The following is a 14,426-nucleotide window of genomic DNA, read 5'->3' on the forward strand; positions in this document are numbered from 1 at the left end:
GTGGGTGATGGGCGGGCTCGCGGGCGTGGATGGGATGGGGCGGCTGCTCGCGTTCCTCATCGCGGTGGGCCTGGGCACGTGGCTGTATGGCCAGTCGCAGGGGCTGGAGGGCGGACGCCGGGGCGTGACGGTGGGGCTCGCGGTGCTGACGCTGGTGGGCGCGGGCACGGTGGCGCTGCGCTTCGAGGAGGCGCAGGCGTCGGTGGAGGCGCGCGGCGCGACGGCGTCGTCGCATGGCGGCTCGCAGCCGTGGGACGAGGCGGCGGTGTCCGCGGCGCTGGCGGCGGGGCAGCCGGTGTTCGTGGACTTCACGGCGGACTGGTGCCTGACGTGCAAGTTCAACGAGCGCACCGTGCTGTCGCGCGAGGACGTGCGGCAGGCGTTCATGAAGCACAACGTGGCCTTCTTCGTGGCGGACTGGACGCGCCGGGATGCGCGCATCACCACGAAGCTGGCGGCGCACGGCCGCGCGGGCGTGCCCATGTACCTGGTGCTGAGCCCGGGCTCGCCGGACAAGCCGGAGGTTCTCAATGAGTTGCTCACCGCCGACAGCGTCATCCAGGCGGTGCAGCGCGCGGATGGCTGCGAGTCGCCGTTGAAGGCCGGCTCGGTGGTGTGCGCCCGGCCCTGAGTTTCCGGGTGTCTGGGATGGAAGTGGTGGCAGTGGTGTTGATGCGCAGCGTTCAACTCTCTGGAGGTTCCGTCATGAATCCGTTCTTCAAGGCAGTCGCGCTCACCGTGGCTTTCGTCGGGGCTCCCGTCCTGGCCGCCGACACCGCGGAGGTGGGCAAGCCCGCTCCGGCGTTCACGCTCAAGGACGAGGCTGGCAAGACGCACAACCTGGCGGACTACAAGGGCAAGGTCGTGGTGCTGGAGTGGACGAACTCGGAGTGCCCGTTCGTGAAGCGGCACTACGAGGCGAAGACGATGCAGACCACGCAGAAGGGCTTCGATGCGAAGAAGGTGGTGTGGCTGACGGTGGACTCCACCGCGTCGCACAACGCGAAGTTCGCGGCGGACTGGAAGAAGAAGGAAGGCTTCACGCAGCCGGTGCTCATCGACACGGATGGCAAGGTGGGCAAGAGCTACGCGGCCAAGACGACGCCGCACATGTACGTCATCGACGGCCAGGGCGTGGTGCGCTACGCGGGCGCCATCGACGACGACGCGCGCGGCAAGGGCGCGACGACCAACTACGTGAAGACCGCCGTGGACGCGGTCCTCACCGGCCAGCAGGTCCCGACGGCGACCTCCGAGCCGTACGGCTGCTCGGTGAAGTACAAGAGCTGAGCCGTCCCGCTTCCGTGACGTGAATGAGGCCCGTGTCCCTTTCGGGGGACGCGGGCCTTCTTCATTTCGCGTCCCGGTGGGCGTAGTCCGGGCCCAGGTGCTCGATGCGGTAGGCGTTGCCGGGATAGGTGCGGTTGAGGCTGCCCTCGATGGGGGTCGGGTAGCGCTCCAGCGACACGTAGCGTTTGACGTGCTTGCGCACCTTGAGGGCCGCGCGTGTCAGGCCCTTCACCCAGGAGGGCGGAGCGTCGAACTGGATGGCGGGCAGCAGGCGCGGGGGCACGAGGCCCAGGCTGATGGGGGGCACCAGCGGGCGCAGGGGGCGCGGCACCCAGCCGGCCAGGATGTCCACGGTGGCCTGCGCTACGCGGTGGCTGGCCTCGCTGGGCACGAACTCGCGCGCCTCGTAGTCGCGGACGTAGGCGTCGAAGGCGGCTCGGTCCGGCGGGATGTCCTTGAGGCCCATGCGGCGGCCAATCTCACACCAGTAATGGAACCAGGCTTCGCGCTCGTGGGCGGTGAAGGGGCGCCAGCCGAAGTCATCCATCCACTGGATGGGGAATTCGATGAAGGTCCACAGCACGAAGAGGAAGTCCTCGTTCGGGATGCGGAAGAAGGAATGGATGTGATTCATCTGCTCCAGGGAGCGGCGCCCGGCCTCCACGTCCCAGCCGCACTCCATGAACTGCGCGATGAGCAGCCGCGTGTCGTCGTAGCGCTTCTGGCCGCGCTTGCTGAACTCGCTGGTGCGGTCCAACAGGGTGGAGACGGAGCGGCTGCCGTAGGTGTGGAAGAGCGCGACCTCGGTGGCCCGCTGGACGTCGAACGGGAACTCGTAGTTGGTCAGCAGGTGCACGATGCGCTGGCAGTCCCGCCGTGCGTCCAGGGAGGCGATCTCCCGGCGCACCTCCGCCAGGCGCGGCTTCCAGAAGGGCTTGCGGTAGACGGGCCCGGGCACGCGGGTGTCGGGGCGTGCGCCGTGAGCCTTGAAGGGACAGCCGGCGGGGACGGCATCCGCGTGGGAATGTGCCGGGTCGTTCATGGGATGGGCTCCGGAAGGCAGGGCAGGCGGTGATGCTAGCCCGGTCCGCGACGCCGTGCCGGATGCGCCAGCCGGTGCTGCGTGCGGTGGGTGGCCACCGTGCCGGCCCGGCTTCCAGTGTGTCGGATGGACGATGGGGGTGAGCTTGTCGGAGGACGACAGGCGCCGGACCTTCTGGGGGGAGCACGACTCCCGGACAGGAGACGTCATCATGGCCAGCAACAAGGGCACGCCGGTGAAGGGCACCGAGCGCACGGACACGCAGAGCGCCGAAGAACTGGAGCGCGAAGCCAGACACCAGCGCCCGGGCACCGAACGGGGCGACGTGACGGACGAGGACGTGGGTGAAGACCGCATCCTCCAGAAAGGCATTGGCGGCTACGGCGCGCAGAAGGGCACGGAGCCCGCGCGCGAAGCACCGCCGCTCAGCGACGACGGCGACCGGTAGCGTTGACCGGTGCACGGGGCGGCCCGCGCGAGCGTGACGCCAGGGGATGGCTCCCTAGAGTGGCGCGATGGCTTCCGCCCGCCTCGTGCGCTCCTGCTGTGTCCTGGTGCTGTTGTTCTTCGCGATGCCGTGGGTGGCGCAGGGGCAGGAGGCCGCCGCGCCCCTTCCTGACGGGAAGGCCTGGCTCGCGGAGCACAACGCCGAAGCGGTGCGGGTGAACCGCGTGGCGATGGGCATCCTGTTCGGCTGGGCCGTGCTGAACATCGGCACGGGCGTGGCGGGGCACTTCGCGAGCGAGGGAGAGACGCGGGCCTTCTTCCAGGCGAACGCGGCCTGGAACGTGGTCAACCTGACCATCGCGGTGCTCGGCTATCACGGGCAGGCGACCGCGGACCCGGGCTCGTGGGACCTGGCGCGCAGCCTCTCCGAAGGGCAGCGCATGGAGAAGCTGCTGCTCTTCAACGCGGGCCTGGACGTGGGCTACCTCGCGTTCGGCGGCTTCCTGTGGGAGCGCGGAGCGCGCAAGGACTCGGCGCGCCTGCGGGGATGGGGCAAGAGCCTGCTGGTGCAGGGTGGGTTCCTGCTGGTGTTCGACGGCGTACTGACGTTCCTCAACGCGCGACTGAATGGGGAGCTCACGGCGCGGCTGGTGCCCGCTCCGGATGGAATCGGGCTGATGCTGACGTGGCCGTGAGCCCCCAGGGTCGGTTCATGCCGCCACGGGCTCGACGCGCTTGCGCGCGCGGGCGGAGACGCCCTTGCGGCGGCCCTTGCGCAGCACGTCCAGGTGCACCTCTTCGTCGTTGGCGAGCGCCATCAGCCGTTGCAGGTCGTCCACGCTGTTGACGGGCCGGCTGTTGATGCCGAGCAGCAGGTCGTCAGGCTGGAGTCCGGCGTCGTCGGCCGGCGTGCCCTCCTGCACCTTCAGCACTCGCACGGCCCGGGGCTGACCCGTGTCGCGAGCGAGCGCGGGCTCCAGGTTCACCGCCGCGGCGGCGATGCCCAGGAACTTCCGGTCCACCCGGCCGCGCTGGATGAGCAGGCTCGCCACCCAGGCCGCCGTGGTCGCGCTCACCGCGAAGCCGATGCCCTGCGCATACGGCAGCACCAGCGTGTTGAGCCCCACCACGCGTCCGCGCGTGTCCAGCAGCGGCCCGCCGGAGTTGCCCGGGTTGATGGCCGCGTCCGTCTGGAGCATCCCCTCCAGGATGACGCCGTCGGGCAGGGTGATGGAGCGGTTGATGGCGCTCACCACGCCCAGGGACACCGACTGCTCCAGGCGGAAGGGATTGCCAATGGCCATCACGAGCTGGCCCACCTTCACCGTCTCCGGATCCGCGAGCGGCAGGGTGGGGAAGTCGTCGCCCTCCGCGCGCACCACGGCGAGGTCGGTGGGGGCGTCTCCGCCCACCAGCGTGGCCCGGCGCTCCTCGCCGTTGTTGAGCTGCACGACGAGGCGCTTGGGCGTGCGCATCACCACGTGCCGGTTGGTGAGCACGTAGCCGTCCGGCGTGAGGAACAGGCCGGTGCCGTGGCCGCGTGCGTGCTCCACGCCCACCACCGCTGGCGCGGCGCCAGCGACGAGCGACTCCAGGTCATCGGAGAGCTGCTGCAACAGTTTCATGGCCGGCTCCTTTCATGAACGCTTGCCCACGGTGACGGGCACCTCGCGCAGCTCCCCCGCGCGCAGCACCTTCGCCTGGATGGAGGTGCCCACCTTCTCGTCGCCCAGGTAGCCGAGCAGGTCCTCCACGCCGTGCAGTGACTGGCCGCCCAGGCTCACCAGCACATCGCCCAGCAGCAGGCCGGCCTTCTGGGCGGGGCCCTCCGGATCCACCGAGAGCAGGATGAGCCCCGCCTTGGTGCCGTCGATTTCACGGGGCAGGCGCACCGGGTAGGCGCCCACGCCCAGGTAGCCGCGACGGATGCCGCCATGCTCGCGCAGCGAGTTCGCCACGCGCGTCAGCGTGTCGCCGGGAATGATGACCGCGGCGGTGCGGGAGAAGGCCGCCGTGGGGATGCCGAGGAAGCGCCCCTGCGCGTCCACCAGCGCGCCACCGGAGAAGCCGGGCGGCAGGTCGGCGTCCGTCTCCAGGTAGCGGTCCACCTGGCCGCCGGCGTGCGTGCGCCAGTCACCGCCGAACGCGCTGACGATGCCCAGCGTCGCCCGGGCGGTGCGCCCCGGCCGACCGAGGGCCAGCACCACGTTGCCGACCTTCACGCCATCGAGCGGCGAGGGCGCGAGCGCGGTGAGGCCGGTGACGTCGGCCTTGAGCAGGGCGAGGTCGGTGCTCGGGTCGCGGCCGACGAGCTCGGCGGAGACCGAGCGACCGTCCGCGAGGCCCACCTGGATGGAGCCCTCGTGTTCGACGGCGTGGCTGGTGGTGAGGATGTGACCGTCGGCATCCCAGACGATGCCGCTGGCGCCCCGGCGACGGCGGGCCTCGACGCGGACGAGGGAGGGCGCGATGCGCTCGACGACGGTGGCGATGGACTGCGAGAGGGATTGGAGGGCGTCGGTGGACATGGGGTGTTCCTTTCGAGCCTGAAACTAAAAGGCTCGAAGGCGCGCCACATCGGCGAACCGGGCAGGACGGGGACCTGCCCATTCGGGCAGGTGGCCTCTCCATCCGACCGGGGTCATGCATGTGCCCGGTGCTTCGGGCAGGGGACTTCAGCCCACCTTGCGGAAGCGCTCGTAGCGCTCTTCCAGGTACAGCTTCTTGGGACGCAGCTCGTCGGAGCGGGGCGTCTGGAGCTTCTTGCCGACGAAGCCCTTCAGCGCGTGTTCCAGGGTCGGTCCGTCCTGGGTGGCGAGCAGGCTGGGCGCCAGTTCGATGATGCCGTCCGGACGGAAGCCCATCAGGTTCGTGTCGAAGGCGCCGTGGTGGAGCCGGCAGAGGGCCAGTCCGTTGGGGACCTCCGCGTGGCCCCGGACGTCGTGGTCGGGAAGGATGTGGGCTGCATCCAGCAGCTCCGTGCGAGGAAAGCCGCACACCGCGCAGCGCTCTTCGTAGGCGCGCAGGACGTGTCGGCGGAAGGCGACCTGATGCAGACGCTTCTTGGCCTGCACCGTCGTGTAGCGACGCTCCCAGCTCAGCGCCTTCGCGTCCGCGGCATAGCGCTGGGGCTGGAGCAGCCGGGCCGTCTCGGGCGCGGACACCATGACGTGGAAGGAGTGCGAGGCGAGATCCACGTCGGAGATGTAGACGGGCCACAGCGGCTGATACATGCCGGGCTCGATGCCGTAGAAGTAGATGAGGGGCGCGTCCAGTTGCTGCGCGCGCACGAGCCGGCGGTTGTCGCGGGCCTCCACGTCCGTGCCCTGGAACCTATAGAGGAACGCTCCATCCGAGGCCACGTTGTCATCGTCGTAGCGAGCCACCCGTGAGCCGCGCGGCACGGTGGTCTTGATGGACAGCGCGGTCTCCTGCATCTGCCGGGGCCAGAAGATGCCGCGCGTCCGGTTGGCGAACAGGTGCTGTTCGCCATGGAGCGTGAAGCCTTCCTGGATGGCATCCCACGGCAGCACGTCGCCGTGTTGCTCCACCAGTCCCTCCAGGGCCTTGAAGGCGGCCAACCGGATGGCCTGGTCGTTGTCGGAGGGCATGGGCACGGGTCTTCGACCAGGCTACCAGGCTCCCCCTCCCACATGTCACGTCACCCCCGGTCCAGCAGGGCTCCTCCCGGGCCAAAGCCCAGGGACATGCACAGCACCCGCTGTCCCGTGACGCGGTGGTCGCGCCGCGCGGCTTCGGCCGCCAGCTCCGCGTCGTTGAGCACGAACACCGGCCCTCCTGGGGCCGGCAACCCGGCGCGGGCGAGGATGTCCGGCACGAGTGACGCCGCGCCCTCGAAGCCGTAGGTGCAGCCTCCCGGCAGCAGGTCCTCATTCAGCGGGCACGGCAATGCGAGGCACAGCGCGTCCGGCGCGGTCCGTGCGTCCTCCTTGAGGAACGTGCTCAGCGCGCCCGCGATGAACGCCACGGTGTCCCGGATGTGGTGGCCGTCCTTGGGACGTGGCTGCCCGATGAACAGGGGGGGCAGGTGAGTGAGATCCCGCTCGAAGACACGCGTTGAGCCGAGCCTCGCGCACTTGATGCTGGTCTGGCCTACGTCCACGCAGACCGGAGCGTTGAAGCCCTGGGCTTCCAACATGCGCAGGCCCGCGTGCACGGGCGCGAAGCGAGGCGTGGGCGCGATGTACACCGGACAGGGAAGGGTGGCCGTGGCTTCCTTCAACGCGGCCTGGAAGCCGTCCAGCTCCGCCAGCCCTCCACTCAGATACGCCGCATCCGGAGCGTGTCGCTTCACCAGCAATGCGAGCGCCTCGGCCAGCGGCGGCATCAGGCGCGCTGTGAGCGTGGCTCCCGCGACTCCCGCGCGCCGGTCTTCCTCCACCCACGGCGAGCCCAGCACTTCCCACAGCTCACGGCCGGACACGGGCAGGTTCCACACCTCCAGCGGTGTGATGCCCGGGGGATGATGCCTGCGCGGACTCCACCGCATGGACGTCACGCGACGAGTCCGGCGATGCGTTCGGCGGCGGTCCTGGCCCCGTCGTGGGCCCGATAGGACCGGGAGATCTCCGCCACCCGCTCGCGCATCGGTGACGCGGGCGCGAGGAGCTGGGCGATGGCCTCCCGGCATGTCTCCACCGTGAGGTGCTTCGGATCTCTTGCGAGCCCCGCTCCGGACTTCTCCAGGAAGTGCGCCTGCACGGGCTGGTCGTTGCACACCGGCAGCAGCAGCATCGGCACGCCCGCCGTCATCGCCTCCATCACGGAGTTGGCGCCTCCGTGGGAGATGAACGCGGCCGCGCGCTCCAGCACCTGTCGCTGCGGGGTGTACGGCACCGCCACCACGTCACCGGGCAGTGTGCTTGGGAAGTCCGTGTTGGCCAGCTCGCCCGCGCACAACACCAGCGTCACGCCGAAGGGCTGCGCGGCCTCCGCGATGATTCGGAACAACTCCGGCTGATAGGAGATCTGGCTGCCGAAGGACACGTAGAGCACGGGCTTGTGGCCCAGGCGTTCCCACGGGAAGGGCACCTCATCGCCACGAGGGTCGGGCGGAATCGACGGTCCGACGAGCAGCGTGTTCGGCGGCACCCCGGCGTCCGTGCTCAGGAAGGCCTCGGTGGCGAAGATGACGTTGAGCCGGGGCGACAGGCATTCACAGGTGCGGAAACGCGCGTCGAAGCCGTGCCGTTGGAACAGGGCCTGCCGGTCGTCCTTGAGGGCCCGCACGTTGCGCAGCAGGGGAATCTCCGGCCGGGGCTCCAGCAGCGTGAGCGCGGAGGACACGCCCGCCCAGGGGATGCCTTCCGTGTGCGCCGCGAGCACCGCCGCGTACTGCATCCCGTCCAGTGCCATCACGTCGGGACGGAAGGCGCGCACCACTTCGCGCACCGGCTCCAGGAGCGCTGGGGCCGCGTCCAACAGCAGGCCTCGGATCCACTTGCCCAACGCCACGTCATCCAGCACCAGCTTCGCCAGCGCTTCGCCTCCGGTCTCGATGCCGGGGGGCTGCGCTTCACGGTGGGGCAGGTGGAGGACCTCCACGCCCAGCCCGTCGAGTTGCGGCGTCGGTTCGGGGATGCACAGCCAGCCGACGGTGTGCCCCAGGCGGCGCAGCCATTGGGCCACCCCGACCATCGGGTTCAAATGGCCCTTCTCGGGCGAGGTGGCGATCAGGACTCGGGACATGGTGGATGCGCCTCGGTGTGGGCCTGGAGCATGGCCAGGGACACGAGTCGCATCAACAACCGATCCATCACCCCGGCCTGCGCGTCCTCGGGGGACAGGCGGGTGTAGCGCTCCAGCAGTCTGGAGACGGCCCGGGGGGCGATGACCTGGAGGGGCTCCAGGCGTTCCGGGGACAGCCAGGCGCGGTACAGCTCCAGCCAGCGCGTCCGCACCGGACTGGAGAGCGCCGTATGCCCATACCGGGGCATCTTGCGCGCGAGGCGCACCTCATCGGGCACGAGCGAGCGCACGGCGTGCCGGAACAACCATTTGCCGAACCCGTCCCGCATCAGCACGGACTCCGGCAGCGCGAGCGCTACGCGCGCGAAGCCCGGGTCCAGGTACGGGGTGCGGACGGTGAGGCCCTGGGCCCGGGCGCCTCGCAGTTCGGGCGGGAGGATGAGCTCCCGCAGCACCCATTCGGCGTAGCGAAGCTCCTGGGAGGCGGAGGACGCCTCTGGAGTCAGATCCCAGGGAGCGGGCAGCGCCGCGAGCACGGCCCCCAGGTTGTCCACAGGGGGGGATACCGGAGCGTGATCGCTGTTCACGCCCTCGGAAACACCCCTCAAGTTGTCCACAGGCTGGAGTCTGTCGCGAGGGCTCGCCGTTTGATCGCGACCCCGGGTTCCAGAGGGGACGGGCCCGGTTTCTCCAGCGGGTGGCTCAACGCGTGCCCCCGGGTTCTGATCGCGAAGTCCTGTCCCGTCCAGGGGCGTTCCCGAGTTGTCCACAGCCCCCCGGGGGGCTCCGAGGGATGTCTCATGATCGCGCGAGTCGTCGCGGAACGACGCCCGCAAGTTGTCCACAACCGCCGGGGCGTCCTGTCTCAAGATCTCCAGGGCCAGGGCCCGGTCCTCGTCCACGCGGGCCTTCGCGGAGGCCATGGCGCCCGGGGTGCCCTGGAGCACTTCATCCGCGCCCGCGCCGCTCAAGAGGACAGGGCCCGCGCCCATCCGGTGGGCCTCCAGATAGAACACGAAGCTCGCCACGGCGCGGGCGTTGAGGATGACGGTCTGGTTGGCGAGGACCGCTTGTTCGAACAGGTCCGGCAGCACCGCGTCGGGGATGAGCACGTCCACCAGCTCCGCGCCCGTCACCTTCGCCATCCGACGCGCATTGCTTCGCTCCACCGTGTCCGCGAAGTGCACATCCATGGTCCATGCGCGCACCTTGCCGGGTGCATGGCGCGCGACCATCGCGCACAGGGCGGCGCTGTCCACCCCGCCGCTCAAGCTCACCTCATGCGTGCCGGCCTCCACGTGGGCCCGCACGGTGTCGGACCAGGCGGCCAGCAACCGCGCAGCAAGCGCATCCTCGTCGTCCTGCACGCCCGCGTCGCGAGCCATCCGGGGCAGCGTCACCTCAAGCCCTGGCTTCAGCACCGTGTTGGCCGCGCGTGCGTGGCACAAGAGGTCGACCACCGCCCGGGCGGACAGGCCTCGCGCGGGCGTCCTTCCGGGGGGCGGAGCGGCGGGAGTCCGGGTCGGCATGACGGCGGCATCATAAGGGCCGGAGCCGCGCTCATGTAGAGTCACATCCCCCGCTGCCGGGCTGACATGCCCTCGTCTCCGAACCATCGTGCCACTCGCATCGCACGCACGAGCGAGGGTGAGGAACCGGGCATGCGCAACGACGGAGTCGTCGCCGTGCGGTGGGGACAGGTGGCGCGGTAGGAATCAGGTTTCACTTGGAACAGGGGAGGGCGGGACATGCGGGCGGATGCGGTGGACGTCGTGTTGCGAGAGCGCTTCGGGTTGGAGTCCTTCCGGCCCGGACAGCGCGAGGTGCTCACGGCCCTCTTGAAGCCCCAGGGCTCCGCGCTCGCGGTGTTCCCCACGGGTGGTGGCAAGTCTCTGTGCTACCAGCTCCCCGCGCTGCTCCTCGACGGACTCACGGTGGTGGTGTCGCCGCTCATCGCGTTGATGAAGGATCAGATCGACGCGCTGGGCCGCAAGGGCATCCGCGCGGCACGGTTGGATTCATCGCTGTCGCTGGAGGAATCACGCGAGGTGACGGAGGCCCTGCGGGACGGGACGCTCAAGCTGCTCTACGTGGCCCCGGAGCGCTTCAACAACGAGCGCTTCATGGGCCTGCTGAGCGAACTTCAAATTTCGCTGTTCGCGGTGGATGAAGCGCACTGCGTCTCCGAGTGGGGCCACAACTTCCGGCCGGACTACCTCAAGCTCGCGCAGGCGGCGCGGACGCTGAACGCCGAGCGCATCCTGGCGCTCACCGCCACCGCGACACCGCAGGTGGTGCACGACATCTGCGAGGGCTTCGGCATCCCGGAACAGAGCGCGGTCGTCACCGGCTTCTACCGGGGCAATCTCACCCTGGAGACGACGCCCACGGGCCTGGAGGCGCGTGACGCGCTGCTGGTGGAGCGGCTGAAGTCCCGCCCGCCCGGCTCCACCATCGTCTACGTCACGCTGCAGAAGACCGCCGAGCGCATCGCGGCGCTCCTGTCCGCGGCGGGGCTGCCCGCGGACGCGTACCACGCGGGCCTGGAGTCGGAGGACCGCGAGCGGGTGCAGGAAGCATGGACCCACTCCGCGAAGGGCATCGTCGTGGCGACCATCGCGTTCGGAATGGGCATCGACAAGGCGGACGTGCGCGCCGTGTATCACTACAACCTGCCCAAGGGCCTGGAGAGCTACAGCCAGGAGATTGGCCGAGCCGGACGGGACGGCAAGCCGTCGGTGGTGGAACTGCTGGTGTGTCCGGACGACGTGCCCACGCTGGAGAACTTCGCGCTCGGGGACACGCCGCTACCGGAGGCGATGGAGGGACTGGTGACGGAGCTGCTGTCCGCCGGGCCCGAATTGCACCTGGACCTGTACGCGCTGGGCACCCGCCATGACCTGCGCCCCCTGGTGCTGCGCACGGCGCTGACGTACCTGGAACTGGAAGGTGTGTTGAAGCAGGGCACGCCTTTCTACGCGGGCTACAAGGTGCAGCCCACGGGCACGGTGGAAGCGCTCATCGGGAAGTTCCAGGGCGAGCGCGCGCGCTTCGTGAAGGACCTGTTCGCGCACGCGAAGAAGGGACGCACCTGGTACACGTTCGACCCCGCCGAGATCTCCAAGGCGATGGGGCAGCCGCGCGACCGCATCGTGAAGGCGCTCGACTACTTCCAGGAGCAGGGCTACGCCGAGACGCAGGTGGCCGAACCTCGCCAGCGCTACACCCGGCTGCGAGAACACGAGGACGCGCAAGCGCTCGTGGCCCTGTTGCAGGAGCGCTTCCAGAAGCGCGAGGCCCAGGAGGTGTCACGCGTGCGGGAGGTGCTCAAGCTCGTCACGCATGACGGGTGTCAGAGCAACGCGCTGGTGGCCCACTTCGGAGAGCAACGCGCAGCCCCGTGCGGACACTGCACGTTCTGCCGCACCGGCGTGGCCCGCGTGCTGCCGCCGCCGCATCCCCGGCCGGACCTGCGCGAACAACTGGATGCGGCCACGTTCCGGACGCTCGTCGCGAAGCACCCGGACGCGCTGGGCCATCCAAGGCAAGCAGCGCGCTTCCTCTGCGGCCTGAGCAGCCCCGCGCTGTCCAAGGCGAAGCTCAACGGGAACAAGCTCTTCGGCACCCTGACCGAGTGGCCGTTCGCCCAGGTGCTGGCTTTCTGCGAACGGCGCTGAGTCGCAGAGCCCCGCCGCATGGATGTTCGAGGGGTCCACCGTGGATGCCGCCACCCGCACCATCCCTCTTATGGAGAGGTCAATAGACACCCATTGGGGAGCGCAGCCATGGTCGGGACTTGGCGGTCGGTTTCCCACCTGACTTGAATGGTAGACTCAGCCAAGGACCTCTTTCGGCTTCAATCGGGGGAAACAGGACCATGGTGGCGTGGATGCGGGAGTTGCCAACCGTGTTGGCTACCTCCCAGTCAGATGGTTCGGGCGGTGTCCTGTGCACGCTTGTCTTCATAGGACTGGTGATCTGGGTGCTTGTCTCCCTGACGAACCGGTCCAAGGAACAAGCTCCAGGGAAAAGTGCGAAGGGACGCGGCCCCGAAAAACTGGCTGCTCGGTCCACGCAATCTTCACAGGCGGAGATTCCGCCGACGATGAATGTCCAGGCGTCTTCCGCGCCGATTCCCTCTCGACTTGACTCCGTACTGCCGGCGAAGAGCTTCGCGCCTTCTGGCGGCACGACGCCACGGCCTGCGCCACCTGCCGCCGTTCCTTCTCCTCAGCCCATGAAGCGAGGAACGGCCTGGGTTGCACCCGGTGAGAGTGTCGAAGTCGCAGGCCGCAGGATCCCGGGCGGTATGGTGTACGTAGGGGAGAAGCTGGCTGCGGTGAATGTGCCCGGTCCGGAGCCGGCCCTCATCAACCCCCGTCTCACGGTGGCGACTCATCCCAACCGCAGCGGCGAAGGCATGAACTACTGGCCTTCCTATTCAGCCATTCCTCCAGCCTGTCGCGCTGGGTACCTGGAGTGGCTCGCGGATGGACGGCGTAAGTCGGACGTCTACATCGGATACGTCTTCCTCTTCTTTTACGGATTGGAGCGTCGCGTCCTCATCGAGCTGGGAACAGACTCCTCGGCTGCTTCGGAATCACGGGCCATCGAAGAGGAAGTCCAGCGCCTGTTGCGTGTGTACGAGTCACACGGTTCGTTTCGCCGCTACGCCTCCCAGTTCCTCGATGTCCTTCGGGTCCGCAGGGTTGGCGAAGAGGGTTTGTTGAAGGAAGTGCCGCAATTCGCACTGCGCAGCGAAGGGGAGGCGTCGTTCGATGTGCGCATGGCGGTAGGCACCGCTGCCTCTCGGAAGTTGCCCCTGCCTGCGGACTGGGCCCTGGCCTGGGCCGTGGAAGCAGGCGATACACGCTTGCGCACTCCCGCGACCCGGTGTCCGGAGGAGTTCAAGACCCTGTTTCGCGCCCGATACGCGCGCGATCATGGTGAGGGGATTGTTCCCCGCCCCCGGAAGACGCAGGTCCAGGCCCGCTATCAGCCTGCGAGCGCCTCGTTTGGCGGCATGGTGCCCCTGACCTCCGCCACCGTCTTCGAAGCCTCTGAAACCTCGCTCAAGCCCCTGCATGCACTCATCGAGGACTGCTGCGTCGAGCTTGAGCCCTACAGCCGCTGGGTTGGGAAGAACCCGGAGGGACGCCACAGTCTGGCCGCCCTGGCCCTGCTGCCCCAGGAACTGGCGGCGGGCCATGGTGGTAAGGAGGTCCAGGCGCTCCGGGCTAGCCTTGAGACAGCACTTTCGGGACGAAACTCCGCCACGCTTCCGGCTCAAGCGCTTCTGACGAACTGGCCCACGGCGGTGTCCGGCAAGATGTCCAAGTCCGAAGCGGTGGGGCTGGCTCAGACCGTGGAGAAACTGGGTTTCGGAATGGAGCCAGACCCGCGTTTCAGCGGGCCTGCCTTGAGCGTGGAAGACGCGGCCATCGTCTTTCTTCTGCCGCTGGAGTCGCCCACCGCCCCTTCCCCTGTCTACCTCGCGGCGCTGGCGACCGTGCATCTGGCTGCCGCCGTGGCAACAGCGGATGGAACCGTGAGTCCTGAAGAAGTCGCGCGATTGGAAGCCATGCTTGATAACGCATTGGACCTGGCCTCCGCCGAAAAGGTTCGACTCAAGGCCCATCTGGCGTGGCTGCTCAAGCGGCCGACCTCCACGACGGGCCTCAAGAAGCGGGTGGAAACGCTGACTCCTGCGGCGCGCATCGCATTGGGGCAGTTGCTCGTGGAAGTCGCGGTGGCGGATGGCAGCGTGGCGATGCAGGAAATCAAGACCTTGTCCAAGCTGTATCCCCTGCTGGGCCTGGACGACTCCCGTGTCCATTCCGATGTCCACGCGGCGATTACCGCACGAGCCCCGGCTGCGGTGAATCCGGTACCCATGCAACTCGCGGGGGCTCCCGCGAAAGGCTTCTCGATTCCCGCC

The 14,426-nt window shown here is 68.9% G+C and carries 13 protein-coding genes; 6 read left to right on the top strand and 7 right to left on the bottom strand.

What is annotated here, in order from left to right; genetic code table 11:
- Positions 1 to 631 (top strand): thioredoxin family protein (locus D7X74_RS30730; RefSeq protein WP_199741928.1); only part of this gene is annotated, 631 nt, incomplete at its 5' end.
- A gap of 74 nt (positions 632 to 705) precedes the next feature.
- Positions 706 to 1,290 (top strand): redoxin domain-containing protein, encoded by a 585-nt coding sequence (locus tag D7X74_RS30735; RefSeq protein ID WP_120536575.1) that lies wholly within the window; start codon positions 706 to 708, stop codon positions 1,288 to 1,290.
- A 61-nt stretch (positions 1,291 to 1,351) separates the two neighbouring features.
- Here the strand turns inward: D7X74_RS30735 and D7X74_RS30740 are convergent, their stop codons facing one another.
- The gene (locus tag D7X74_RS30740; RefSeq protein ID WP_120584723.1) at positions 1,352 to 2,332 is read right to left on the bottom strand and encodes an oxygenase MpaB family protein; all 981 of its coding nucleotides are present in this window, start codon (positions 2,330 to 2,332) and stop codon (positions 1,352 to 1,354) included.
- Between the two features lie 211 nt (positions 2,333 to 2,543).
- Between D7X74_RS30740 and D7X74_RS30745 the strand changes: the two genes are divergently transcribed.
- Positions 2,544 to 2,780, top strand: a complete 237-nt coding sequence (locus D7X74_RS30745) for a hypothetical protein (RefSeq protein ID WP_120536577.1) — start codon at positions 2,544 to 2,546, stop codon at positions 2,778 to 2,780.
- Positions 2,781 to 2,847: 67 nt separating this feature from the next.
- Complete coding sequence (locus tag D7X74_RS30750; RefSeq protein ID WP_120536578.1) at positions 2,848 to 3,474, top strand: hypothetical protein; 627 nt, start codon at positions 2,848 to 2,850, stop codon at positions 3,472 to 3,474.
- A gap of 15 nt (positions 3,475 to 3,489) precedes the next feature.
- Here D7X74_RS30750 and D7X74_RS30755 read toward each other — a convergent pair whose 3' ends face one another.
- The 6 genes from D7X74_RS30755 to D7X74_RS30780 form a co-directional block, all read right to left on the bottom strand.
- Positions 3,490 to 4,404 carry a S1C family serine protease gene (locus D7X74_RS30755; RefSeq protein WP_120536579.1) on the bottom strand — a complete coding sequence of 305 codons (915 nt, stop codon included), beginning with the start codon at positions 4,402 to 4,404 and terminating at the stop codon, positions 3,490 to 3,492.
- Positions 4,405 to 4,416: 12 nt separating this feature from the next.
- Positions 4,417 to 5,307 carry a S1C family serine protease gene (locus D7X74_RS30760; RefSeq protein WP_120536580.1) on the bottom strand — a complete coding sequence of 297 codons (891 nt, stop codon included), beginning with the start codon at positions 5,305 to 5,307 and terminating at the stop codon, positions 4,417 to 4,419.
- A 147-nt stretch (positions 5,308 to 5,454) separates the two neighbouring features.
- The gene (locus D7X74_RS30765; RefSeq protein WP_120536581.1) at positions 5,455 to 6,390 is read right to left on the bottom strand and encodes an HNH endonuclease; all 936 of its coding nucleotides are present in this window, start codon (positions 6,388 to 6,390) and stop codon (positions 5,455 to 5,457) included.
- 50 nt (positions 6,391 to 6,440) lie between these two features.
- Positions 6,441 to 7,289, bottom strand: a complete 849-nt coding sequence (locus D7X74_RS30770; protein WP_120536586.1) for an ROK family protein — start codon at positions 7,287 to 7,289, stop codon at positions 6,441 to 6,443.
- A 5-nt stretch (positions 7,290 to 7,294) separates the two neighbouring features.
- Positions 7,295 to 8,488: a glycosyltransferase gene (locus tag D7X74_RS30775; protein ID WP_120536582.1), complete on the bottom strand. Its 1,194-nt coding sequence runs from the start codon at positions 8,486 to 8,488 to the stop codon at positions 7,295 to 7,297.
- Positions 8,473 to 10,017 (bottom strand): asparagine synthase-related protein, encoded by a 1,545-nt coding sequence (locus tag D7X74_RS30780; protein ID WP_158622319.1) that lies wholly within the window; start codon positions 10,015 to 10,017, stop codon positions 8,473 to 8,475. Before D7X74_RS30780 ends, D7X74_RS30775 begins: the two co-directional genes overlap by 16 nt.
- Before the next feature lie 219 nt (positions 10,018 to 10,236).
- On the opposite strand from D7X74_RS30780, the gene D7X74_RS30785 reads away from it, so the two are divergent.
- Positions 10,237 to 12,165: an ATP-dependent DNA helicase RecQ gene (locus D7X74_RS30785; protein ID WP_120536584.1), complete on the top strand. Its 1,929-nt coding sequence runs from the start codon at positions 10,237 to 10,239 to the stop codon at positions 12,163 to 12,165.
- Positions 12,166 to 12,365: 200 nt separating this feature from the next.
- Positions 12,366 to 14,426, top strand: a 2,061-nt coding sequence (locus D7X74_RS30790; protein WP_147446738.1) for a TerB N-terminal domain-containing protein, incomplete at its 3' end; no start/stop codon positions are given.

This window comes from Corallococcus sp. CA047B (genome assembly GCF_003612065.1).
In the GTDB taxonomy this organism is placed as follows: domain Bacteria; phylum Myxococcota; class Myxococcia; order Myxococcales; family Myxococcaceae; genus Corallococcus; species Corallococcus praedator.